Annotated in this window: 19 protein-coding genes and 1 pseudogene; 13 read left to right on the top strand and 7 right to left on the bottom strand. The window is 70.3% G+C overall.

The genetic code is table 11. The features are described 5' to 3' along the window. Positions 1-36: 36 nt before the first annotated feature. Positions 37-2,115, bottom strand: coding sequence for a S46 family peptidase (locus tag ACVTJA_RS06640; RefSeq protein ID WP_465834765.1), 2,079 nt, complete (start codon positions 2,113-2,115; stop codon positions 37-39). A gap of 134 nt (positions 2,116-2,249) precedes the next feature. Here ACVTJA_RS06640 and ACVTJA_RS06635 point away from each other — a divergent pair, with 134 nt between their 5' ends. Then, positions 2,250-3,389 carry an esterase/lipase family protein gene (locus tag ACVTJA_RS06635; RefSeq protein WP_465834763.1) on the top strand — a complete coding sequence of 380 codons (1,140 nt, stop codon included), beginning with the start codon at positions 2,250-2,252 and terminating at the stop codon, positions 3,387-3,389. A 4-nt stretch (positions 3,390-3,393) separates the two neighbouring features. On the opposite strand, the gene pdxR is transcribed toward ACVTJA_RS06635, so the two are convergent. Next, on the bottom strand, positions 3,394-4,875 hold the full coding sequence (pdxR, locus tag ACVTJA_RS06630) for a MocR-like pyridoxine biosynthesis transcription factor PdxR (RefSeq protein ID WP_465834761.1): 1,482 nt from the start codon (positions 4,873-4,875) through the stop codon (positions 3,394-3,396). A gap of 101 nt (positions 4,876-4,976) precedes the next feature. On the opposite strand from pdxR, the gene ACVTJA_RS06625 reads away from it, so the two are divergent. Further along, entirely contained in the window at positions 4,977-5,432 is a 456-nt protein-coding gene (locus ACVTJA_RS06625; RefSeq protein WP_465834759.1) for a rhodanese-like domain-containing protein, read from the top strand. 1,387 nt (positions 5,433-6,819) lie between these two features. Here ACVTJA_RS06625 and ACVTJA_RS06620 read toward each other — a convergent pair. The 3 genes and pseudogenes from ACVTJA_RS06620 to ACVTJA_RS06610 all read right to left on the bottom strand — a co-directional run. Next, a pseudogene (locus ACVTJA_RS06620) lies at positions 6,820-6,876 on the bottom strand (hypothetical protein); the annotation flags it as partial. A gap of 752 nt (positions 6,877-7,628) precedes the next feature. Then, entirely contained in the window at positions 7,629-8,624 is a 996-nt protein-coding gene (locus ACVTJA_RS06615; RefSeq protein WP_465834758.1) for a ferrichrome ABC transporter substrate-binding protein, read from the bottom strand. Between the two features lie 411 nt (positions 8,625-9,035). Continuing rightward, positions 9,036-9,527 carry a DUF4442 domain-containing protein gene (locus ACVTJA_RS06610; RefSeq protein WP_465834757.1) on the bottom strand — a complete coding sequence of 164 codons (492 nt, stop codon included), beginning with the start codon at positions 9,525-9,527 and terminating at the stop codon, positions 9,036-9,038. A gap of 233 nt (positions 9,528-9,760) precedes the next feature. On the opposite strand from ACVTJA_RS06610, the gene ACVTJA_RS06605 reads away from it, so the two are divergent. The 7 genes from ACVTJA_RS06605 to ACVTJA_RS06575 all read left to right on the top strand — a co-directional run bounded on the left by ACVTJA_RS06605 (position 9,761) and on the right by ACVTJA_RS06575 (position 15,491). Then, entirely contained in the window at positions 9,761-11,146 is a 1,386-nt protein-coding gene (locus ACVTJA_RS06605; RefSeq protein ID WP_465834756.1) for a flavin monoamine oxidase family protein, read from the top strand. Positions 11,147-11,238: 92 nt separating this feature from the next. Further along, positions 11,239-11,793: a DNA starvation/stationary phase protection protein Dps gene (gene dps / locus ACVTJA_RS06600; protein ID WP_465834754.1), complete on the top strand. Its 555-nt coding sequence runs from the start codon at positions 11,239-11,241 to the stop codon at positions 11,791-11,793. Between the two features lie 118 nt (positions 11,794-11,911). Then, entirely contained in the window at positions 11,912-12,754 is an 843-nt protein-coding gene (locus tag ACVTJA_RS06595; protein WP_465840327.1) for an SDR family oxidoreductase, read from the top strand. Continuing rightward, positions 12,751-13,380, top strand: a complete 630-nt coding sequence (locus ACVTJA_RS06590) for a glutathione S-transferase family protein (RefSeq protein WP_465834753.1) — start codon at positions 12,751-12,753, stop codon at positions 13,378-13,380. Before ACVTJA_RS06595 ends, ACVTJA_RS06590 begins: the two co-directional genes overlap by 4 nt. Before the next feature lie 76 nt (positions 13,381-13,456). Beyond that, complete coding sequence (locus tag ACVTJA_RS06585; protein ID WP_465834751.1) at positions 13,457-13,960, top strand: hypothetical protein; 504 nt, start codon at positions 13,457-13,459, stop codon at positions 13,958-13,960. Between the two features lie 91 nt (positions 13,961-14,051). Next, the gene (locus ACVTJA_RS06580) at positions 14,052-14,591 is read left to right on the top strand and encodes an inorganic diphosphatase (RefSeq protein ID WP_465834749.1); all 540 of its coding nucleotides are present in this window, start codon (positions 14,052-14,054) and stop codon (positions 14,589-14,591) included. After that, complete coding sequence (locus ACVTJA_RS06575) at positions 14,592-15,491, top strand: CHAD domain-containing protein (protein WP_465834747.1); 900 nt, start codon at positions 14,592-14,594, stop codon at positions 15,489-15,491. Between the two features lie 8 nt (positions 15,492-15,499). Here ACVTJA_RS06575 and ACVTJA_RS06570 read toward each other — a convergent pair whose 3' ends face one another. Next, on the bottom strand, positions 15,500-16,192 hold the full coding sequence (locus ACVTJA_RS06570; protein WP_465834745.1) for a TetR/AcrR family transcriptional regulator: 693 nt from the start codon (positions 16,190-16,192) through the stop codon (positions 15,500-15,502). Between the two features lie 145 nt (positions 16,193-16,337). Here ACVTJA_RS06570 and ACVTJA_RS06565 point away from each other — a divergent pair, with 145 nt between their 5' ends. The 3 genes from ACVTJA_RS06565 to ACVTJA_RS06555 are packed head-to-tail and all read left to right on the top strand — an operon-like array spanning position 16,338 to position 20,030. Further along, complete coding sequence (locus ACVTJA_RS06565; RefSeq protein WP_465834744.1) at positions 16,338-17,951, top strand: bifunctional 3-(3-hydroxy-phenyl)propionate/3-hydroxycinnamic acid hydroxylase; 1,614 nt, start codon at positions 16,338-16,340, stop codon at positions 17,949-17,951. Between the two features lie 17 nt (positions 17,952-17,968). Further along, positions 17,969-19,042, top strand: a complete 1,074-nt coding sequence (locus ACVTJA_RS06560; RefSeq protein ID WP_465834742.1) for a 2,4,5-trihydroxytoluene oxygenase — start codon at positions 17,969-17,971, stop codon at positions 19,040-19,042. 31 nt (positions 19,043-19,073) lie between these two features. Next, the gene (locus tag ACVTJA_RS06555; RefSeq protein ID WP_465834740.1) at positions 19,074-20,030 is read left to right on the top strand and encodes a fumarylacetoacetate hydrolase family protein; all 957 of its coding nucleotides are present in this window, start codon (positions 19,074-19,076) and stop codon (positions 20,028-20,030) included. A 242-nt stretch (positions 20,031-20,272) separates the two neighbouring features. On the opposite strand, the gene ACVTJA_RS06550 is transcribed toward ACVTJA_RS06555, so the two are convergent. Beyond that, entirely contained in the window at positions 20,273-21,247 is a 975-nt protein-coding gene (locus ACVTJA_RS06550) for a hypothetical protein (RefSeq protein WP_465834738.1), read from the bottom strand. A 165-nt stretch (positions 21,248-21,412) separates the two neighbouring features. Between ACVTJA_RS06550 and ACVTJA_RS06545 the strand changes: the two genes are divergently transcribed. Further along, positions 21,413-22,669: an Hsp70 family protein gene (locus tag ACVTJA_RS06545; RefSeq protein ID WP_465834736.1), complete on the top strand. Its 1,257-nt coding sequence runs from the start codon at positions 21,413-21,415 to the stop codon at positions 22,667-22,669. Positions 22,670-22,786: the final 117 nt, after the last annotated feature.

The raw sequence follows: 22,786 nt of genomic DNA, 5'->3' as shown, positions 1-22,786 counted from the left end.
GCAACCAGCCGACCTCCCGAGTCCTCGGGCCGAAGCCTACTTCGCGGGCGAGGCGGAGGCCTCACTCGCGGCGCGCAATTCCTTCACCACGCGGGTGGCGCCGTAGACGTGCTCCAGGGCGGCGAGGATGCCATCCCCGTGCACGGCGACGGCGCGGTTCGTCTCCGGCACGTACGCGTACCGGCCGCCGAGCGAGTGCAGGTTGCCGTCGAAGATGAGCCCCACCACGCGTCCATCGCGGTTCACCATGGGTGAGCCGGAGTTGCCGCCGATGATGTCGTTGGTGGTGGCCATGTCCAGCGGCGTGCCGGCGGGCACCTTCGCCTGCGCCTTCACCCACGAGTCCGGCAGCTTGAACGGGTCCTTCCCCGTGCTGCGCGCGTACGCCCCGCCGAAGGTGGTGAGCGGCGCCACCGCGCGGCCATTCTCGTCCCAGCCCTTCACCTGGCCGTAATTGAGGCGCAGCGTGAAGGTCGCATCCGGGTAGCCGGAGGTGCCGTACACCGCGAGGTGCGCCTTGGCGATGCGCTCGCCGTTGCGCTTGAGCACCGCCTCCACCGTGTCCTCGTAGCGCTTGCGCACGGTGCGCGCCTCGGCGTCCACCTTGCGCGCGAAGAGAATCATCGGGTCCTTCGACGCGTCCACCGCCGCCTTGCCGCCCTCCAGCAGCGCCTGGCGCACCTTCACGTCGCCCAGCTTCGTGCCCCGCACCAGCGCACGGGCGAGGTCCGCGGGGGCCTCGCGGCCGAGCACGAGCTGCACGAAGGGGTCATCCGCGCCCAGCGTCTCGCGCACGCGGTTGAGGCCGAAGGCCAGCGTCGCCTCTTCCAGCTCGAGGGGAATGGGCGCGCCGCGCAGCAACTGCTGGCGCAGAGAGGGGAGCTGGGCCTCGGTGTACTCGCGCAGCCGCTCCGCGTTGGGCTTGGGCTGCTCCTCGGCGGCGCGCACCAGGCCGCGGGCGAGGCTGAAGAGCTCGCCGGGGTATGCGTCCCCGCCCTCCTTCATCCTGTACTCGGGCAGCATGCGGCGGTACGCGTCGAGCACCTGCGCCGTCTCCTCCCACGCCCCCACGGTGGCCGCCTTCACCTGCGCGTTGGCGTCCACCTTCTTGCGCAGCTCGGCCTCGTCCTGGCGCTTGCGCGCGAGCAGCGTCGGGTCCGCCAGCGCCTGGTGCCGGCCGCGCAGCGCCTTGAGCCCGTTCTCCACCGCGCGCAGCTTCGAGCGTGTGGTGCGGTAGCGCTCGGGCGAGGTGCTGGCGAACTCGCGCAGCATGCCGCGCAGCTCCGCGAGCTGGAGCAGCGTGTACGGCAGGTTGACGTCGCGCTGGAACTCCAGCTCGGCCACGGTGGCCTTGCGCTCGGTGCCGCCGGGGTGGCCGGAGACGAAGACGAGGTCCCCCTCCTTCGCGCCCTCCTTCGCCCACGGCAGGTAGTCCGGGCTCTTCGCCGGCGCGTCGCCCTGCCACACGCGCAGGAAGGCCGCGTCGAAGCCGAAGCGCGGGAAGTTGAAGTTGTCCGGGTCTCCACCGAAGGCGGCCATGGAGAACTCGGGGGCGAAGACGAGCCGCACGTCCTGGAAGCGGCGGTACTGGTACAGGTGGTACTTCCCGCCGTTGAACAGCGTCACCACGTCGCAGCGCACGTCCGCGGACGTGGCGCACTCGGACTCCGCGGCGGACATCTCCTTCTTGAGCGCGGTGTTGAAGGCGGCGCCGGTGAGGCCCTTCGTCGCCGTGTTCATCCGCTCGGTGACGTCCGTCATCTTCACCAGCTGGTTGGCCTCGATTTTGGGGCAGCGGCGCTCCTCGGCGGGCGTCTTCGCGAGGAAGCCCCTGGCCAGCAGGTCCTCCTTCGGCGAGGACAGGTCCTCCACGCACTCGCGGACGCAGTGGTGGTTCGTCATCACGAGGCCGTCGGGAGACACGAAGCTCGCGGAGCAGCCGCCGGCGAGCCGCACCGAGCCGAGGCGGACCTTGTCCAACCACTGCTGCGTGGGCGAGAAGCCGTACGCCTTCTTCACGGCCTCCGAGGGAAATGCGTCATAGGTCCACATGCCCTCGTCCGCCGAGGCGGGGAGGGACAGCAGCAGGCCGAGTGCGAGCAGTCTGCGGTCCACGTGCGGTCGTCCTTCTGGAATGACTGGGAGTAGGTGCGCCCGTTCTCGTCGGGAGGACAGGCGCGCGTCAACCGCCGCGCGGAAGGCGCATTCCCGGCGCGGAATCACGCGTCGCGTCAGGTATGGTGGGGGCAATGCCCGCGAAGCACCACGTCTACCTCGTCCCCGGCTTCTTCGGCTTCATCAACCTGGGCGAGCTCATCTACTTCGGCCACGCGTACGACTACCTCAAGGCGGAGCTGGCCCGCCGGAACGTGGACGTCGAGGTGACGATTGTCCTCTCGCACCCCACGGCCTCCATCCGCACGCGCACGGCGGACCTGCTGAAGGCGGTGCAGGAGACGGCGGCCGGCGACGACGGGCCCATCCACCTCGTGGGCCACTCGACGGGCGGGCTGGACTCGCGGCTGTTCGTGAGCCCCGGGGCGCAGCTCGCGGAGGGGTTGGATTTGGAGCCCTTCGCGCAGCGCGTGCGCTCGGTGGTGACGGTGTCCACGCCGCACGCGGGCACGCCGCTGGCCACGTTCTTCATGGGCCTGTTCGGCCAGAAGATTCTGAAGCTCCTGTCGCTCTTCACCGTGTACGTGCTGCGCTACGGGCGGCTGCCGCTGCGGGTGGCGTTCCGCTTCGGGCACGTGCTGGCGCGGGCGGACGACAACCTCGGGTGGAAGCCCACGCTGCTGGACCAGCTCTATGACCAGCTCCTCGGGGACTTCTCCTCCGAGCGGCGCGACGCGGTGGCGAAGTTCCTCAGCGACGTGGGCAATGACACCTCGCTGATTCCGCAGCTCACGCCGGAGGGGATTGATTTGTTCAACGCGAGCACCATCGACCGGCCGGGAGTGCGGTACGGCTCGGTGGTGACGCAGTCGCGGCCTCCGTCGTTCCGCACGCGCATGGCGGCGGGGCTGGACCCGTACGCGCAGCTCACGCACACCATCTACGCGCTGGTGTACGGGCAGACGCAGCGGATGCCGCTGACGGCGCTGCCTCCGCACACCCCGGCGCAGACGGCGGCGCTGGTGCAGGCGTACGGCGCGCTGCCCGGGCCCACGGCGTGTGACGGCATCGTCCCCACGCGCTCGCAGGTGTACGGCCGCGTGCTGGCCGCGGTGCGCGCGGACCACCTGGATGCGATTGGTCACTTCGACCAGCCGGCGCACCAGCCTCCGCACGTGGATTGGCTCATCTCCGGCTCCGGCTTCCGCCGGCCCCAGTTCGAGGCCACGTGGAAGGCCATCACGGAGTTCCTGCTGGAGGACGAGGCGCGCTGAAGACTCAGCCGCTCCGCAGCCGCGTGAGCGCCCGCACGGCCGAGCGCAGCCCCGCGGGGCTCGCGCCGGAGAACCCCAACACCAGCCCCTGCTCCGCGTCCCGGCCCAGGTACAGCGGGGACAGCCTCCGTGCCCCGAGCCGCTTCGCGTCCGCGCGACGCACGACGTCCTCATCCCGCGCGCCATCGGTGAGGAAGGCCGTCACGTGCATGCCCGCCTCCGCGGCTCCGGGGCGCAGCCACCCGTCCACCTCGCGTCGCAGGGCGTCCAGCAACGCGTCCCTTCGCTCGGCGTATGCCAGCCGCATCTGCCTCAGGTGCGCGGCGTAGTGCCCGGCCTCCATGAAGTGCGCCATCGCCGCCTGGGAGAGCAGCGGCGCGTGGCCATCCGTGGCGGCCCGCGCGGCGGTGAAGGCATCCATCAGCGAGTCCGGCACGACGAGGAACGCGAGCCGCAGCGAGGGGAACATCACCTTGTTGAACGTGCCCGCGTAGAGGACGCGCCCCGCCACGTCCAGGCCCTGAATCGCCGCCAGCGGGCGCGTGGCGTAGCGGAACTCGCTGTCGTAGTCGTCCTCCAGCACCCACGCGCTCGCGGACCGGGCCCACTCCAGCAGCGCGAGCCGCCGGGGAAGGCTCAGCGTCACGCCGAGCGGGTACTGATGGGAAGGCGTGACGTAGGCCAGCCGGGCCCCGGGCGCGCGACGTGTCCCCACCTCGACACGCAGCCCTTCCGCATCCACCGGCACCGGCTGCACGCGAGCCCCCGCGGACTCGAACGCGGCGCGAGCCCCGAGGTAGCCGGGCTCCTCCAGCCACACCGCGTCTCCCTCGTCCAGGAGCAGCCGCGCGGACAGGTCCAACGCCTGCTGCGTGCTGGAGAGCACGAGCACCTGCTGCCAACCGCAGCGAACACCGCGCGCCGTGCCGAGATGCGCGGCAATCGCCTCTCGCAGGGGACGAAAGCCCGCGGGCTCACCCGCCGTCATCAACGCGGGGCCGAGCAGCCGGGCCTGCTTCGCCACCGCGCGTCCCCACAGGCGCGTGGGGAACAGGTCCAACGCGGGCAGGCACGGCGTGAAGGGCCGCACGTCCCGAGGCTCCGGCGGGAGCACGTCGCGCGACAGCAACTGGCCCCGGCGTGACAGGCCCGGCCGGGCCGGTGAACCCTTCCCGCGGCCCGGCGTCGTGGTGGCACTCCGAGGCAGCCGCGCATGTTCGGGCAGGGCCACCACGCTGCCGGAGCCCACGCGCCGCTCGAGGAAGCCCTCCGCGTCCAGTTGCGCGAAGGCACCTTCGACGGTGCCGCGTGAGACGCCCAGTTCGCGAGACAGCGTGCGCGTGGAGGGCAGCCGGCTGCGAGGCGCGAGCTCACCGGAGAGAATCGCCTCCCGCAGCCGTTCGTAGAGCTGACGGTGGAGGGGCGCTCCTCCTTGCGTGTCCGGCTGCATGAAGGGCAGTGGCACCCCGGCGGCCCGCTTCGGCATGGCCTCACTATAATGGTCCATTCCCGTGACGCGGAATGGAGCTTTCCGCCGGACCATTCGGAGGGCACATTTCCGCGCGTCGAAGTCACTGGAGGTCCACCATGACTGTTGCTCCCAGCCCGTTCTCCTTCGTCCTCGAAACCCCGGCCGCCACGCCTGAAGAGGCTCGGCGCCACTTCCTCGCGAAGCTGTCCGTGGAGACGGACCCGGCCGACGTCCAGTTGGACCTGGAGCGCGGCAAGAAGGGCTTCGTCGTGGTGGACGTGCGCTCGAAGGAGGCCTACGCCGAGCGCCACGTGCCCGGCGCGCTCAACCTCCCCTCGCGCACCATCTCCGCGGAGACGACGGCACACCTGAGCAAGGATGACGTCATCGTCACCTACTGCTGGGGTCCGGGCTGCAACGGTTCCACCAAGGCGGCCGCCCGCTTCGCCGCGCTGGGCTTCCGGGTGAAGGAGATGATTGGCGGCATCGAGTACTGGGTGAAGGAAGGCCACGCCACCGAGGGCACAGCCGCGCGCGGCACGCCCGTGTACATGAAGCGCGGCGACACCTGAGCCTGGAAGCAGGAGATACACCGAGCCACGATGTCGCCCGAGCGGATTCCTCCGCGAAAGCGGGCCACGTCAGCGGGCTGGCAAAGGAGGACCCAGCCCCAGCGAGATGGCCATGCAGCCCAGAGGAATCTCGGCTGGCGACCAATGCCTCCTGTGGCGCGGAAGTGGAAGCCTCGACGCACAGACCAGGCATTTCGGAGGAGTCTTGGTTGGCGACCAACGCCTTCTGCGGAACCAAAGAGGAAGCCTCCGCGAGCCCTCCCTTCGTATCGGCGGGAGCCGAGTTGTCTACCGATACCTCCAGCAGCACGTCAGCGGAGGCATCGACGCGACGGTCAAGCATGTCGGAGGGCGTTGATCTGGCCTCCGACGCATCCAGCGACACGGACGAGCATGCCTCGGCGAGAAGCCCCCGCGTCTCGGAAGGCATTGGGCTGACCACTGACGTCACTTGCGACACGGACGAGGAAGCCTCCGCGAGACTGCGTGACATCTCGGATGGAGGCTCGGAAACATCCGAAGAAGGCGAGGCCGTGCGTTGAGGCCCCGGGTCTTCGGCGGACGCCAGCGCACGCCACAGAACGTTGCCTGCGGCGAGAACCTCAGCTTCCGTCACCAGCGTGCCCTCCTCGGCCGGCGCGCGCACCAACTCCACCAGCGCCCCCCAGACGAGGCCTTCTCCGACGCGGGCGCTCCCCGGAACCAGCGCGCCCTCTCGCTCGCCGTATTTCAACACCTCGCGCACCAGCGCACGCGCCGCCCGACCATGCGACTGTGGCCCCAGCGCACGCGGACCACGAGCCTCCAAGCGGATCGACTCATACGGGCTCAGAGTCTCCAGCGAGGCATCTGGAGCATCCGGCTCCATTGCGTCCGGTCCAGCGTCTGCCCTCCACGACCACGAGGAGCCCGAAACATCCGCCTCCTCTGCGCCTGGACCAGCGTCTGTCTTCCGCGACCACGAGGAGCTCGGAGCCTCCGGCTCCGCGGCACGGGCACCGGACTCCTCCCAAGCACCTGCCTCATGCGGAGCCCTTGTACTCATCCCGGTCGTGGCTGGCGCATACGCATCCATCGCATCTGACGGAACGGGCCCAAGCGAGCGCGGCATGTGGGGCTGATAGGTGTGGCGCGCATGCGGCCCGGGGTCGAGCGGGTGCCAGTGCAGGAACGTGAAGGCAAAGAGTCCCGGCTCTCTCAGTGCCTCGGCGGCCAGCTCGCTCCAGAAGTCGAAGAAGGCCTGGCGAAAGCCCATCTCCGGCCTGCCATGCGCACATTCGAAGGCAACACGTGCCCGGTGGCACAGGGTGTTCTCGGCGAAGTCTCGCACCGCGAGCGCGAAGCCCCGCTTGCTGCCGTAACGACGATACAGACTGCCCACCGACATGCGCATCGCCAGCGCCAGCTCCGACGCATGCACGTTGTCGTACCCCCGCAACGCCATCACTCCCGCCGCCTCGCCCATCGCGTTGGCATGCATGTGCTCCAGAATCCACATGGCCCCTTCCCCTCCCCACCCTCTCCGGGCGACGGCCCGCTGGAAGGAACAGTCCTTCCACACCCGCTTGTCTACCGGGTGGGTCTGACATGGGCGCGAGACCAGGGGAGTAGCCCCGGAAGAACCGTTCGCGACTCGGTCCTCGCAAAGCGTGTTCCGCTCCTGCCGCACAGTTTGGGAGACACGAACCAAGCATCGGCCATCCCGAGTTCCAGGATGTGGTGTCCGCCAATGCGTGCTCGGGAACGGCGTGACCTCTGCAGCCAGCCCGGTCCTCGTGTGGGCATCCATCACGGTGGGGCTTGCCTGACGAACATGGAGCGACGGAAGCCCTGAGGGTGGCGGGATGACGGTCGTGTGGAACGAAGGTTCCTTCCAGCCTGGCCGCCGTCGGTCTGGTGGCTGAAAGCCGTCCCACTCCACCCGCATCCAGGCAGACCGCTCGCGACGCGGTCCACGCACGGCGCACTCCGTTCCGGCTGCCCGGTGCGAAAAGCAGGAACATGGGAGGTCAGCCACCGATGCGACCGCTCATGGCGCTCCGTTCCGGCTGCCCTCGACGTGCAGCACGTGGATGAACGGCTCGACAGCGGCCTTCCTACGAACCTACGAGCGGCCAGGCGTGGAGCCTGTCACGGCTCCGGCGAGAGCCATCCCTCGCTCCATCGAAGCGCCTCCCCGTGGGGAACAGCCCACGTTCAGTAGACGCCAATCAGGTGGATCTGCACCCTCGGATTGCCGAGGAACTCCTTCAGGCGCCACCGGCTCCGCATCCCTTCGTCGTGGATGCCCACGCCACCGTCGCCGGGAGCATCCGCGCTGGCGAGGGCCTCGCGCAGCTGGGATACCGCCCACGCGTCGAACTTCGGGTCACCGGAGCCTTCAATCACTTGCAGGTCCAGGACCTTGCCATCCCGGGCCTGGTGGACCTCGACGACCGCGGCGAGCGCGAGGATGGGCTCGGTGACGTCCACCATGAACATGTTCGCGGCGCGGCCCGCCTCCACGGCCGCCTGGAAGCGATTGCGCTGCTCCAGGCGATGGTCTCGCTGCTTCGGCGCGTAGGGAGTGCCCGTCTTGCCGAAGCGCTCGATGGCCTCCACCTGCTCGCGCTTCATCCGCGACGCGAGCACCTTCAGGTCTGGCGGCGGCGGGTTGACCAGGTTCCGCGTGAAGTCCTTCTGCAGCTTCGCGAAGTACGGCGAGGGCGCACCGCTCTCCGCGCGCGCCGCGGCCAGCGAGTCCTTCGCCCAGCCATCCACCTTCTGCCGGGCCTCCTCCGCCTGCTGCCGCGCGATGACCGCCGGGTCGGGCTCCTCTCCCGTGTTGCGCAACGTCCGCCCCGTCGAGGGCGGCGCTCCCGTCAGCCCTTCGCCCAGCAGATTCCCTGGCACGAGGTTGGGCCGCTTCGACGGGGACTCGGACGAGGCGAGAGGCGTGTCCGACTCCACATGCTCCGCCCGGGCCGCCGGTTCATTCGCGCCAGCTCCTGCCTTCGGGGGCGTGTCCTGTTGGGAAGTGCCAGACTCCGGAGGCGCGGCCGCCACCCGCGGTGCCGGGGTCTCCGGCTTCGAGGACGTGGGGCGCTCGACCTGGCGCTGAGGGGCCTTCGCCCGGTCGGGCGGCTGCACGGCCGCACCAGGGGCAGCCGGTGACACCGGCGCCGGAGAGGCGTGCAGGATTTCCAGCTCCACGACCTCGCTCGATGTCCGTACCGGAAGCCGGGCGGACGGGACCCGCCACAGCGCGAAGAAGAGCGCTGCGTGCAGGAGCACCGAGAGCAGTAGGGCGAGACTCAGCCGGGAGCGACGTGACACATCGGACAGCTTGCCTCGCGGGAGCGCTTGCGTGAAGCGCCCTGGAGTCCGGATGTCAGGTCACGGCGCCATCCTGCCTGCCCGATGCGTCGACAGTGGCACCGCCGAAGCGTGTGGCTTCAAACGATTACGATTCGTTTCGTCAGCCCCGAAGCAGGCGCTCGGATGCCATGTTTCAAGCACCCGGGTCCGCGCCGGTTCCACCCCATCGTGCGGGTGGATGGCCGGGAGCGGCAGGGTATCCAGGTCCGCTTCGAGGGTGGCTCGGCGCACCGGCTGCAATGAACCTCAGTACCGTTTGAGCACCGCGAGGAAGCGCGCGTCGGCGATGTGCTTGCCCTCGAAGTCCTCGAGCCGCACGGGCACCCACTCGCGGGCCTTGTCGTTCTTCTGGCGGAGGCCATTGTCCAGCGCGGTGAAGACTTCGGCGGGCGGCTCGCAGATGCCGCGCACGCCGCCCTTCGCCTTGGCGTGGAAGGTCACCTCCATCTTGTCCACCAGCGCGTTGTAGCGGCCCGGCGGGAAGCGGCGGAAGAGCCACAGGCCCATCGTCAACTCCATCACCGTCACCTGCACGCCCAGGTACACGCCGCCCACGTGGTTGCGCGTGCGGCGCTTGAGCGGCACCGACGTGCGCGTCCTCGCGTCCGAGACCTCCTCCACCTTGAAGCCCATCACCGCCGACAGCGGGATGATGTTCTTCACCGCCACCGTCATCAGGGCATTCGCCGCCGCGGGCGACAACTGGCGCAGCCGTTCCACGAGGTCGAGCGCGAGCATGGCTCCTCACCATCCACCAACGAAGATGCGCCATCGTAGCGCCAGCACGGGCAACGCGTGACCCGTGAGTGGTATCGAACACCGCTTCCGGCGCAGGGCGCGGGTGCCCCCATCGCGCGAACCCTGGGTGCGCGTGCCACCAACCCACCCGGCTCCTGAAACGCCGTTGCATTCGCACATCTCCCTGTCCACGACGGCTCGGGCCAGGCATAGAGTCGCGCGCCGGAGGACACATGGACGCGAGCAGCGCGGATGTCGTCATCGTGGGCGCGGGCGTGGCGGGACTCACCGCGGCTCGGGCCCTCCTACGCACCGGCTTCTCCGTGGCGGTGCTCGAAGCCCGGAACCGCGTCGGCGGACGCACGCTCACTCAGTCGCTCGGCGGCGAGCCCGTGGACCTCGGCGGTCAATGGGTGGGCCCCCAACAGCGCCACGTGCTGCGGCTCGCGGACGAGCTGGGCCTCAAGCGCTTCGCGCAGCACCACCACGGCACCAAGGTGCTCGACGTGCGTGGCGAGCTGCGCACCTACCGTGGCCAGGCGCCATCGCTTCCGCTGCTGTCGCTGCTCGACCTCCAGCGCATCATCTGGAAGCTGGATGGCCTCGCGAAGCGCGTCCCCCGCGAGCGCCCGGCCGCCGCGCCCCGCGCCGCAGAGTGGGACTCGCTCACGCTGGAGGAGTGGAAGCAGCGCCACGTACCCACGTGGGGTGCTCGCGCCGCGCTGGACATCGCCACCCGCGCCGTCTTCGCCGCCGAGCCCTCCGAATTGTCCTTCCTCCACTTCCTCTTCTACGTCCACTCCAACAACGGCCTCATGCCCCTCACCACCATCGAGGGCGGCGCCCAGGCCGAGCGCTTCCAGGGCGGCGCGCAGACGCTCAGCCTCAGCATGGCCGCGGAGCTGGGTGGAAGCATCCACCTCTCCACGCCCGTGCGCGCCGTGCTCCAGGACGAGGACGGCGTCACCGTCATCACGGACAACGGCCGCACGTGGCGCGCCCGCTTCGCGGTGGTCGCCGTGCCGCCCGCGCTGGCCGAGCGCATCGACTTCGGCGCCACCCTCCCCGCCGAGCGCCGCCGCGCGCACGCGGACATCCCCATGGGCAGCGTCATCAAGGTGGTGGCCACCTACGAGCGCCCCTTCTGGCGCGACGCCGGCTTCTCCGGCGAGGCCGTGAGCGACACCGGCCCGGTGCGCCTGTGCTTCGATGACTGCAACGCAGACGGCCACCACGCCGCGCTGGTGGGCTTCTTCCTCGGAGACACAGCGCGCGCCTGGACGGGCCGCCCTCCCGAGCAGCGGCGCCGCGCCGCGCTGGAGTCCTTCGCGCGCTTCTTCGGCCCCCAGGCCCTGAAGCCCACCGCCGTCGCGGACCTGGACTGGCCCGCCGAGACGTACAGCCAGGGCTGCTACGTCGGCCTCCCCCGCCCCGGCACCCTCACCGCGATTGGCGAGGCCCTGCGCGCCCCCTTCGGCCGCGTCCACTGGGCCGGGACGGAGACGGCCATCGAGGGCTGCGGCTACATCGACGGCGCGGTGGAGTCCGGCGAGCGCGCGGCCACGGAGCTGGCCGCACGGCTGTCCACTCCCAGCCCCCTGCGCAGCCGCGCCGTCTAACCCGGCCGCCTGCCCTCCGGCCGTCGCGGCGTGGATTGGCGGTCACCCGGGCCGTCCCCACCCTTGTGGAGCCCTCTGGAGGAGGCCGGAACATGAACTTTCCCAGTCACGTGAATCTCCCCGCCGACGCGCGTGAAGAGCTCATCGATTCCCTCAACACGCTGCTCGCCGATGCCATCGACCTGCATTGGCAAATCAAGCAGGCGCACTGGAACATCCGCGGCAAGCACTTCTACAGCCGCCACGAACTGTTCGACGAGCTGGCCAAGCACGCGCGCAAACAGGCCGACGAGTTCGCCGAGCGCGCCGGCACGCTGGGTGGCTACGCCGAGGGCACCATCCGCCTCGCCGCGAAGAACAGCGAGCTGCCCGAGTATGACTTGACGGCCGTGGACGGCGACGCGCACCTGCGCGTGCTGGTGGAGCGCTTCGCGCGCTACGGGGCCAGCATCCGCAATGGCATCCACCGCTCCGACGAGCTGAATGACCCCGTCACCTCGGACCTGCTCACGCAGACGCTGGGCGAGGTGGAGCTGGACTTGTGGTTCCTGGAGAGCCACCTGCACGGCGACGTGCGCGCGGGCGCGCGGCGCGGCGCGGACACCGGCAACCGGGACGAGCCGGGCGCGCGGCCTCCCAACGCCTGAACAGGTGTTGACCAGAAGGCACCGCAACGCGCGTCGTTGGGCGAGCGCTCGGGCCCGCTCCGGCGTATAGAAGGCGTCCTCTCGCGACGGAGGACGCCTTTTGACTGCACAGACTCGGATGGACGGCAAGGTCTGCCTCATCACTGGAGCCTCCGGCGGCATCGGCCTGGAGGCGGCCAAGGCACTCGCCCGCATGGGCGCCACGGTGGTGCTGGTGGGACGCGACGCGACGCGCACCGAGGCGGCCGTCAGCGCCGTGCGCGCCGCCGCTCCCGAGGCGAAGGTGGAGTGGCTGAAAGCGGACCTCGCCTCGCTCCAGTCCGTGCGCGAGCTGGCCGCCACCTTCAGGGCGCGCTACCCGCGACTGGACGTGCTGCTCAACAACGCGGGGCTCATCATCGACCGGCGCGAGGTGACGGTGGATGGGCTGGAGGCCACGATGGCCACCAACCACTTCGCGCCCTTCCTCCTCACGCACCTCCTGCTGGACATGCTCAAGGCCAGCGCTCCGTCGCGCGTCATCAGCGTCTCGTCCGAGGGCCACCGCCTCGCGAAGCTCGACTTCGAGGACCTCCAGAGCGAGCGCCGCTACGACGGCATCCGCGTGTACGGCAACTCCAAGCTGGCCAACATCCTCTTCATCCGCGCGCTGGCGAAGCGGCTGCAGGGGACGGGGGTGACGGCCAATGCCCTGCACCCGGGCGTGGTGCGCACGGGCTTCGGCCTCAACACGAAGGGGTTCTTCCGCCACCTGATGAAGCTGGGCGCACCGTTCATGCTTTCGGCGGAGAAGGGGGCACGGACGTCCATCTACCTGGCGTCCTCGCCCGAAGTGGAGTCGGTGTCCGGGGAGTACTTCTACAAGTGCCGTCCCAAGAAGGCTTCGTCCGCGGCTCGGGATGACGCCCTCGCGGAGCGGCTGTGGCAGGTGAGCGAGCAGCTCACGGGAGCGAAGGCATGATTGACCTGTACACGTTCGCGACGCCCAACGGGCGCAAGGTGTCGATTGCCCTGGAGGAGATGGGGCTGCAGTACAACGTCAAGGTGGTGGACATCACCAAGGGCGACCAGTTCAAGCCCGAGTTCCTGGCCGTCAACCCCAACAACAAGATTCCGGCCATCGTCGACCATGCGTCGGTGGACCACCGGCCGCTGACCGTCTTCGAGTCGGGCGCCATCCTGCTCTACCTCGCGGAGAAAACGGGCAAGCTGCTGCCCTCGCACCCGCGCGCGAAGGCGGAAGTCACGCAGTGGCTGATGTTCCAGATGGGCGGCGTGGGGCCCATGTTCGGACAGCTCGGCTACTTCACCCGCTTCAGCAAGGCGTACGTGCCGCACGCGATTGAACGCTATCGCAATGAGTCGCGTCGCCTGCTCAACGTGCTGGATGGACAGCTCGGCCAGGGTGACTATGTCGCGGGCAAGTTCTCCATCGCGGACTGTGCCCTCTACCCGTGGCTGGCGGGCACCCGCGAATACAGCCCCGAGCTCTTCCAGGGACTGCGCAACGTCCCGCAGTACCTGCATCGCGTGGGCAGCCGTCCCGCCGTGCAGCGCGGCATGAAGGTGCCGGACCTGAAGCGGTAGCCGCGTCTGGATGCCCAGCGGGCGGGCAGGCGGTGACTGCATAAGGCAACGGAATCCGGTGCGTAGCTTGAAGCGCATGATGGAACCGTCTGTCCCTCCGCGTCCCCGCCTGCTGCTCGGTGCCCTGGGCCCGGGCTTCGTGGGCGCCACGTCGTTGACGCTCATCCACGAAGGCGCCCGTCGTGTGCTGGCCCACCCGCCTCGCATGGATGTGCTCGGCAAGCGCGCCCTGAAGAAGGGCGTGCGCTGGTTCGGCGGCAGGCCCGCGCACGGACTCCGCCTGCACCGGCAGAGCCTCGCGGGCGACGTGCTGACCAATGGCCTCTTCTACTCGCTGGTGGCACTGGGCCAGCCAAAGCGACCGTACCTGCGCGGCGTGGTGCTGGGGCTGCTCGCGGGCGTGGGCGCGGTGGTGCTGCCGCCCTACCTGGGCCTGGGCCGCGGGCCTTCGCGCGCGCGGACGTCCACGTCGCTGCTCACCATTGCCTGGTACACGCTGGGCGGCCTGGCCGCGGCGCGCGCCACGCGGAGCCTCACGGACGTGGCGGCGCCGCTGGAGACTCCGGGCCCTGGCTGGTAGGCCGCGCTCCTCGGGAGCGAGGGGTGCCGGAGTGACGCTCCTCCGAGCGAGTGCTTGCCCCGCGCGGTGACGCGCTCAACCTTGGATTCATATGGCGACGGACCTCATCCGCTTGCCCCTGCGGGGGCAGAATGGCGCCTTCCACGTGGTCGTCGAGTCGCCTCGCGGCTCGACGGTGAAGCTGAAGTACGAGCCGACGCTGAAGGCCTTCTCCATCTCCCGGCCCCTCACCCGCGGGCTGCGCTACCCCTTCGACTGGGGCTTCATCCCCTCCACGAAGGGGCCGGACGGAGACCCGCTGGACGCCATGGTGTACTGGGACGACACCACCTGGCCCGGCGTGGTGCTGCCCTGCCGCGCGCTCGGCGTGCTCCAGGTGGACCAGAAGAAGAAGAGCGGCAAGCCCGGCGAGCGCGAGCGCAATGACCGCATCCTCGCCGTCCCCGTCTCCTCCACCCGCGCCGAGCACCTGCAGACGTACCAACATCTCTCCAAGCGCGAGCGGGACGAGCTGGAACTCTTCTTCCTCGCGGCCGTGCACTTCGCGGACAAGGACGCGCGCATCCTCGGCTGGGAGGGGCCGGAGGGCGCGGAGCGGATGCTGCGGCAGTTCGCGCTCACGGAGGACTGAGTGGCACAGCCCACGCCCATCCGGGGGCTCGGCCCCGACAGCCGGCTGGGAGACGCGGCGAGGCGCATCCTCGCGGGCCGGCTCGCGGACGTGCGCAAGCCGGAGGCCGGGCTCGACGACGGCGTCGACGACGAGTCCGTCCACGACATGCGCGTGGCGACGCGGCGGCTGCGCGCGGCGCTCCAGGTGTTCCGCCCGCTCGGAGGCATGAAGAAGCTGGAGCGCGACGTGAAGCGCCTCCAGGACGCGCTGGGCGACGTGAGGGATTTGCACGTGCAGGCGGCGTGGCTGGAGGGCATGGCGGGCAAGCTGCGGAAGGAGAAGCCCGGCACGCGCGCGGGCATCGTCTCGCTGCGCGACGCGCGGCTGGAGAGGCTGGACGCGCGGGAGAAGCGGCTGCACGCGGAAGTGGAGCGCTGGAAGGAGCGGACGATGCCGCGGCTGCAGAAGAAGCTGGATGCCCTGGACGACGAGCACCGCTTCGGCGGCCGCCGTGTGCGGGGACACCTGCGTGAGCGCGTGCGCGGCGTACGAAAGAGGATGGAGACGTACGTGGACGCTCCGGATGCGGCGTCCGCGCACGCGCTGCGCAAGGAGCTCAAGAAGCTGCGCTACGAGCTCGAAATCTTCCAGCCCGCCCTCCGCCGCACGCTGGACGCGATGCTGGAGATGCTCGTGCCGCTGCAGGACGGACTGGGCGAGCTGCACGACGCGGACGTGCGGCTGGAGCTGTTCGAGCGGCTCGCCGCCGAGGCCGAGCCGAAGGAGCGCAAGGCCGCGCGGGCGCTGCTGCCCCACGTGCGGGATGAGCGCGCGAAGCGGGCCGCGGAGATTGCCCGCGAGCTGCAGCGCTGGCACTCCGAGGAGATTCCCCGGCGGCTGCGCCGGATGCTCGCGTGAGCGGTGCTCTACTCCACCGGTTCCGGGGCCAGCTCCCCCTCGGGAAGGGGCCGCCGCGCGACGGCCGCCGCCTCCGCCGCGGACAGCCCCAGCGTGCGCAGCACCTGGGTGGCGGCCCGCTCCGGTATGGCTTCCGCGTTCAGGCCGAAGCCACGGAGCAGCTCCGCCTGCGGCGCGCCGGGCACGGCGTACTGCAGCTCCGCGGAAATCGCACCCAGGATGGTGCCGCCCACGGCGATGAAGGTCATCAAGGGGTCATCGCTCTTGAAGCGCCGGGCCTCGAGCCCCCTTTGGATGTCGCGCAGCAGGCGCTGCCCGAGGCCGCGTGACACCACGCGGGCCGACGAGCCCTCGCGCATCAGGAAGCGTCCCCACACCGGCTCCCGCCGCGCGCGCAGGAGGGTGTGGCGGATGGAGACGGCGAGGACCTCCGCCGGGTCCGTGGTCTCCACCGTGAGCCTGTCCAGCGCGTCGGCGAAGCCCTCGAAGACGGTGTCCATCAGCGCGCCGTGGATGGCCTCCTTGGACTCGAAGTGGTTGTAGAAGGAGCCGAAGCCGACGTCGGCGGCCTCCGTGATTTCGTTGATGGCCACCCCCTCCATCCCCCGCTCCGACATCAGTCGCAGCGCCGCGTCCAACAGCCGCGCGCGAGTCTCACGCTTGCGACGCGCACCGCGCGGCTCCTTTCCCGTGGGTTCCACCTTCGCGGGCTTCGAGGACTGACGCTTTCGCTGAGGACGCTTCGGGGCGGCGGGCTTGGGCATGGCTTCGAGCTGTCGAGCGGCCACCAGTATAGCAGCTGGTCAAAGTTGACAAAATCATCACTTTTGACGCATTCATTCAAACATGAGCTCCGTACCCATGAAGGTGGAGGTGCTGGTGGTCGGCTTCGGCCCCGTCGGGGCCGCGGCGGCCAGCCTGCTGGGCGGCCATGGCGTGCGCACGCTCGTCATCGACCGCTCACGGGAGCTACTCATGCACCCGCGGGCCATCGCGCTCGACTACGAGGCGCTGCGCATCCTCCAGCTCTGCGGCCTGCCCGAGGGCGCCTTCCCCACGCTGGCGATTCCCCACGTGCGCATGCACTCGCCGTACTGCGGCGAGTTCGCGCGCCTCGACACCACGGGCGTCATCGACGGGCACCCGAAGCTGGTCACCTTCTTCCAGCCCGAGTTGGAGCAGGCGCTGCGCGCGAGAGTCTCCTCCCTTCCTTGCGTGGACACGGCCCCTGGCGTGGAGCTGATGGCACTGGAGGACCGGGGTGAAGCCGTCGTCGCGAGGCTGAAGCACGACGACGGAGGCACGTCCGAGGTGGAGGCGGCGTACGTCGTCGGGGCGGACGGAGCGGGTTCCACCGTGCGCCGGCTCATCGGGCTGGACTTCGCGGGACACACCTACGCCGAGGACTGGCTGATTGTGGACGCGAAGCACGTACCCCGGCCCATCGACCACGTGGAGTTCCTGTGCAACCCGGCGAGGCCGACGCCGCACATGGTGGCGCCAGGAGACCGCGAGCGCTGGGAGTTCATGCTGCGCCCCGGGGAGTCGCGCGAGGAGCTCTCCAGCGACGAGGGCGTGCGGCGCCTGCTGTCCCGCTGGGGCCGTCCCGAGGACATGCACGTCGAGCGCAAGGCCGTCTACCGCTTCCACGCGCGCACGGCGGATGCCTTCCGCCGCGGACGCGTGTTCCTCGCCGGCGACGCCGCGCACATCACCCCTCCGTTCATCGGCCAGGGGCTCGTCGCGGGCCTGCGGGATGCCGCCAACCTGTGCTGGAAGCTCGCCTGGGTGCTGCGGCACGGCGCTGCGCCCGCCATCCTCGACAGCTATGACACCGAGCGGCGTCCGCACGCGCGGAGGATGATTGCCCTCGCCCGACTGATGGGCCGGCTGGTGATGCCTGGCAGTGCCGCCATGGCAATGGTGACGCACGGCCTGATGCGGCTGCTCCGGTGGGTGCCGCTGTTGCGCGACTGGATGGAGGAGCGGGACTTCAAGCCCCGGCAGCGCTTCACGCGGGGGCTGTTCGTCCCGGGGCGCTCGCGCTTTCGGCTCGTCCGCGGCGGCCCGCTGCCCCAGGGTTGGCTGCGAGGGGACGACGGCGCGGTGCGGCTGAGTGACGACGTGCTCGGGCCCTCTCTGACACTGCTCGGCTTCGGCCGGGATGCCGGCGCGGGGCTCGACGCGGCGGCGCGGGCCGACTTCACCGCCGCGGGCGGCCGGGTGGTGCAGCTCCGGCACCGGGGCCAGCGGCTGCACCGCGTGGCCCATGGCGACTCGTGGGAGGACCTGCACGAAGCGCTGATTCCTGGCGCGGCGCCCTTCGGCTGGGCGGCCATCGTCCGGCCGGACCGCACCGTGCTGCACGACGGCCCCGTGAGCGAGGTGAGTCGCCTCGTCCGAGAGTCCCTCCTCCTGCTCGGCACGCCGCACGTGGCCGGGCCTTCCCCCCACCCTTGAGCGCTGGAGCCGCGTCCATGCCGCCCATTCCGCCCCCTGCCCTGGTCCGCCACACGCACCCGACGGTGAAGGCGCGAGCACTCGCGTGGCTGATGTTCGAGCGCCCCGACCTCGACCTCACCGAGCGCTTCCTCACCGACTTCGGCCTGCGCGTGGCCGCGCGAACGGACGAGGCCCTCTTCCTGCGAGGCACGGGCCCGGCGCCGTTCTGCTACGTGGCCCTCCGAGGCCCGAGACCGCGCTTCGCCGGACTCGGCCTTCGCGTGGGCTCGCGAGAGGACCTGGAGAGGCTCGCGGCGCTTCCCGGTGCCTCTCCGGTGGAGCCGTCCTCCTGGCCGGGCGGTGGCGAGCGCGTGCGGCTGACGGACCCCTCCGGCTTCGCGGTGCACGCCGTCCATGGCGCGGCGGAGGCCGGGGCACTGCCCCATCGCGCGCCCCTGCTGCTCAACTCCGCGGATGCGCGCCCACGCATCAACGGCACGCAGCGTCCGCCGCCCTCACCGCCCGACGTCATCCGCCTGGGCCACGTGGTCCTCGAGGTGGTGGACTTCCAGGAGACGGCCCGCTGGTACCTCCAGCACTTCGGCTTCCTCGCCTCCGACGTGCAGGTGCTGCCGGACGGCTCGCCGGCCGTCGCCTTCCTCCGACTGGATTTGGGCGAGGAGCCCGCGGACCACCACACGCTGGCGCTCGCGCAGGGCGTGGTGGCCACGTACAGCCACAGCGCCTACGAGGTCGTGGACACGGACGCGGTGGGAATGGGCCACCGTGTGCTGCGGGACAAGGGCTGGCGGCACGCGTGGGGCGTGGGCCGTCACGTCCTCGGCAGCCAGATTTTCGACTACTGGCATGACCCATACGGGGACAAGCACGAGCACTACACCGACGGCGACCTCTTCACCGCCGACGTCCCCACCGGCGTGCACCCCACCTCACGCGAGGCGATGGCGCAGTGGGGCGAGCCCATGCCGCGCAGCTTCTCGCGGCCCGTGCTCACCCCGTTGTCGCTGCTGCGCATCCTGCGGAACCTGCGTCGCAGCCCGGACCTGAGCCTCGACAAGCTGCGCACCCTCGCCCGTCTCTTCGGCTAGCGCCTACCGGACTCCCAGGAAGGACACCTCCATGCCACTGCACGTCATGAACTTCGAGCATCAGGGCCGCGCCCGGTGGGGCGTGGTGCGCGAGGGACGGCTCACGCCGGTTCCCGGCGACTTCCCGACGACGGGCGACTTCGTTCGCGGCAACACCGTCGCAAGTCTCTCCGCGCTCGAAGGCCCGGGCCCCTCCGTGGAGGAGGTCCGGCTGCTGTCACCGGTGACGCGCAACCAGCAGTTCATCTGCCAGGGCGCGAACTACCGGCAGCACATGGTGGAGTCGGGGATGGACCCGGACGTGAAGACGTTCAACATGTTCTTCACCAAGGCGCAGAGCTGCATCGTGCCCGCCGACAGTGATTTGGTGAAGCCCTCGCACGTGCGGTTCCTCGACTACGAGGTCGAGATGGGCCTGGTGCTCAAACAGGACGTGAGCCGCGGAACCCGCGTCACCGAAGCCACCCTGCACGAGCACGTCGCGGGCGTCGTCATCGTCAACGACTACTCGGCGCGCGACATCCAGATTCCGCAGATGCAGTTCTACAAGGGCAAGAGCTACCGCACCTTCGGCCCCGTCGGGCCGTACCTCTGCCTGCTGGAGCCCGGAGACATTCCCCGGCTGGCGCAGCTCCACCTGGAGCTCACCGTCAACGGCGAGGTGCGGCAGCGCGACTCCACGGCGAACCTCGTGTTCGGCCCGGCGGAGTCCCTCACCGAGCTGTCGGGCGTGCAGGACCTCTTCGCCGGAGACCTCATCGCCACCGGGACGCCCGCCGGCTGTGCGCTCTCCATTCCCTCGCCCGCGAAGCAGCGGCTCGCGGCGCTCCTGCCCGAGCGGAAGAAGTGGGAGCTCTTCCTGAAGGCGCAGGCGAAGCGGCCCCAGTACCTGAAGGCCGGCGACGTCGTCGAAGCACGCATCCACTGCCGTGATGGCGGCATCGACCTCGGCGTGCAGCGCAACCGCGTCGTGGACGAAGCCGTCTGAGGCCGCCGATGCGATACCTGCTCATCCTGCTCGGGGTGGTCGGCCTCGGCGTGGCGGGCTTCTTCGCCAGCGGTGCCTATGTCGATGGACAGATTCTCCAGGCGCTGGAGAAGCAGACAGCGCCCGTCGACCTGGGGCCCGGCCTCCACCTGGTGGGGTGTCCCGAGGCCATTGCTGTTGCGCGGGCTCCTACCGCGACCGAGCGCCCGGCGAAGACGCGCCGGGCGTGGGCAGAGCGGCGGCTACTGCTGCTGCGAGGGCTGCTGCTGAGAAGGCTGCTGCTGCGACGGAGCGCCCGGCGTGGACTCGCCGCTCTCCGGGGCTGCCGGCGCGGTGGGCTTCACCTGCGTGGTGGCTTCGATGCGCACCGCCTGCGGCTCACCGCTGCTCTGGTCCGTGCGGTACGAGGCGCGCACCTGGCTGCCCTCCTGGATGTCCGCGGCGCTCGCCTGACGGCCGTCCACCGTCACCTGCGTCTGGGGGCCAATCTGCAGGCGGAGCTGCGGCTCACCGCGCGAGCTCAGGAGCACCTCCTGCTCGCTCGACGTCAGCACCTCGCCGACAATCTGCTGCTCGGAGCCCTGGGCCTGCGCGCCCTGTGCCTGGGCCGTCTGCTGCGGTTGCTGCTGCGAGGGCTGCGCCTGGGCCGTCTGCTGCGGTTGCTCCTGCGAGGGCTGGGCCTGGGCCGTCTGCTGCTGCTCCTGCGAGGGCTGCGAGGGCGGAGGCGCCACGGCCACCGGCTGCTGCTGCGACTGCTGGCGGAGCTGCTCGGACTGCTGCTGCGCCTGCTGCTGCGCCTGCTGGTTCTGCTTGGACAGCTCCTCCTGCTGCTTCTTCTGCGCGTCCACCGCGCTGGCCTGCGCAGACTGGGCCTCCTGCTGGGCCGCCTGCGTCTGCTGCTGCGCGCCCTGCTGGGCCTGCTGCGCCTCCTGCGACTCCTTGCCCGCGCGGGCCTGGGCCTCCTGCAGCTCCTTCTGCTTCCCCTGGAGGTCCTGCTGCGCGTTGGCGGCCTCCTTCTGTTCCGAGCTGGCCTTCTCCTGCGCGTCCTTGGCCTTGTCGAACGCGTTCTCCGAGCGCTCCTGCGCCTGCTCCACCTGGTTGCCCGCGGACGCCTGCTCGCTCGATTGCTCCGAGCGACTCTTGCTCCGTTCCTCACAGCCCACGCCCAGCACCAGCGCCGCCGTTCCGGCCAGCAACCACCCCGCGCGGAATTTCATGGTTGTCTCCTGTCGTGAAAGTGACAGAGAAAAGATGGAGAGCCCCTCGGAGGAACCAACCCACACCCCCTGCGTGCGCCCGCCGCCCCGCCTGCCCACCAGAGGGTAGCCCCCCGCACTCAGCGCTACCCTTGAAGGGACTTTGGCGGTAAGGGGCGCCCCCCCATGCGTGCCTGCGGACTCGACTTCGGAACCAGCAACACCGCCGCGGCGCTGCCCGACGGCACGGTGCTGCCCCTGCAGCCCCACACCTCGGAGCCGCGCCTGTTCCGCTCCGTCCTCTTCTTCCCGGACGACGAGCAACAAATCTACGCGGGCGCGGACGCCATCGCCCGCTACCTCGAGGACAACACCGGACGCTTCATCCAGTCCGTGAAGTCCTTCCTCCACTCGTCCTCCTTCCGCGCCACCCAGGTGAAGGGGCGCACGTACACGATTGAGGAGCTGGTGGCCGTCCTCCTGCGCCGCGTGCGCGACGCGGCCGGCGCCCAGATGGGCGGCCCTCCCGAGGCGGTCATCCTCGGCCGCCCCGCCGTCTTCACGCCGGACGCGGAGGCGGACGCGCTCGCCCAGCAGCGCCTGTTGCGCGCCGCGGAGCTCGCCGGCTTCCAGAAGGTGGAGTTCCTCATCGAGCCCATCGCCGCCGCGCTCGCCTACGAGGCGCAGCTCACCCGCGACGAGCTCGTCCTCGTGGCCGACTTCGGCGCCGGCACCACCGACCTCACCCTCATGCGCCTGGGGCCCTCGCGCCGGGGCAACAAGGACCGGCGGCCGGACGTCGTCGGCTCCACCGGTGTGCGCATCGGTGGTGACCGCTTCGACGCCGAAATCATGCGCCACAAGCTGCTGCCCCGCTTCGGCGCCGGCTCCACGTACCGGGTGCGCGGCTTCAGCGACAAGCGGCTGCCCATTCCGCAGCACGTCCTCGCCAAGCTCCTCTCCTGGCACGAGATGTCCTTCATCCGCGAGAAGTCCACCCAGGAGCTCCTCGAGACGATGCTGGCGACGAGCGACAAGAAGGCCGAAATCCAGGCGCTCCACGACCTCGTCATGGACAACCTGGGCTACCGGCTCTTCCGCGCGATTGAAGCGGCCAAGGTGCGCCTGTCGCGCGAGGACGTGGCGACGGTGGACTTCGAGGAGGCGCGCATCAACCTCCACGAGCCGATTACGCGCGCCGAGTTCGAAGCCTTCAGCCAGCCGCTGCTCGACGAGCTTCGGCAGTGCACCGAGGGCCTGCTCGCCAAGCACCCCGAGGGCGAGCACATCGACGCGGTGTTCCTCACCGGTGGCTCGTCGCAGATTCCCGCGGTGCGTCAGCTCTATGTGCGCCGCTTCGGAGAGGAGCGCGTGCGCACCGCGGATGCCTTCACCTCGGTGGCCGAGGGCCTCGGGCGTGCGGCGGCCCATCTGGGCACCTGAGGAGGAAGCAGCCTCGACGTGAGGCGGGACGGACCCGTTCCTCCGCTCGCGCGCGTCGCGCCATCCTGCGTGCAAAAGGGGGCCGCTCGCGCACGTCGCGCGGCGGCGAACACAACC

Source organism: Pyxidicoccus sp. M6 (assembly GCF_055568925.1).
The sequence above is the reverse complement of the archived record's forward strand: the minus strand, read 5'-3'. Positions and strand labels throughout refer to the sequence as shown.

Bases quoted from the DNA above. Each gene is read 5' to 3' on its own strand.
- ACVTJA_RS06545 (WP_465834736.1), top strand. From the start codon at position 21,413: ATGCGTGCCTGCGGACTCGACTTCGGAACCAGCAACACCGCCGCGGCG.
- ACVTJA_RS06550 (WP_465834738.1), bottom strand. From the start codon at position 21,247: ATGAAATTCCGCGCGGGGTGGTTGCTGGCCGGAACGGCGGCGCTGGTG.
- ACVTJA_RS06605 (WP_465834756.1), top strand. From the start codon at position 9,761: ATGGACGCGAGCAGCGCGGATGTCGTCATCGTGGGCGCGGGCGTGGCG.
- ACVTJA_RS06580 (WP_465834749.1), top strand. From the start codon at position 14,052: ATGGCGACGGACCTCATCCGCTTGCCCCTGCGGGGGCAGAATGGCGCC.
- ACVTJA_RS06595 (WP_465840327.1), top strand. From the start codon at position 11,912: ATGGACGGCAAGGTCTGCCTCATCACTGGAGCCTCCGGCGGCATCGGC.
- ACVTJA_RS06590 (WP_465834753.1), top strand. From the start codon at position 12,751: ATGATTGACCTGTACACGTTCGCGACGCCCAACGGGCGCAAGGTGTCG.
- ACVTJA_RS06635 (WP_465834763.1), top strand. From the start codon at position 2,250: ATGCCCGCGAAGCACCACGTCTACCTCGTCCCCGGCTTCTTCGGCTTC.
- ACVTJA_RS06585 (WP_465834751.1), top strand. From the start codon at position 13,457: ATGATGGAACCGTCTGTCCCTCCGCGTCCCCGCCTGCTGCTCGGTGCC.
- pdxR (WP_465834761.1), bottom strand. From the start codon at position 4,875: ATGCCGAAGCGGGCCGCCGGGGTGCCACTGCCCTTCATGCAGCCGGAC.
- ACVTJA_RS06555 (WP_465834740.1), top strand. From the start codon at position 19,074: ATGCCACTGCACGTCATGAACTTCGAGCATCAGGGCCGCGCCCGGTGG.
- ACVTJA_RS06610 (WP_465834757.1), bottom strand. From the start codon at position 9,527: ATGCTCGCGCTCGACCTCGTGGAACGGCTGCGCCAGTTGTCGCCCGCG.
- ACVTJA_RS06625 (WP_465834759.1), top strand. From the start codon at position 4,977: ATGACTGTTGCTCCCAGCCCGTTCTCCTTCGTCCTCGAAACCCCGGCC.
- dps (WP_465834754.1), top strand. From the start codon at position 11,239: ATGAACTTTCCCAGTCACGTGAATCTCCCCGCCGACGCGCGTGAAGAG.
- ACVTJA_RS06565 (WP_465834744.1), top strand. From the start codon at position 16,338: ATGAGCTCCGTACCCATGAAGGTGGAGGTGCTGGTGGTCGGCTTCGGC.
- ACVTJA_RS06560 (WP_465834742.1), top strand. From the start codon at position 17,969: ATGCCGCCCATTCCGCCCCCTGCCCTGGTCCGCCACACGCACCCGACG.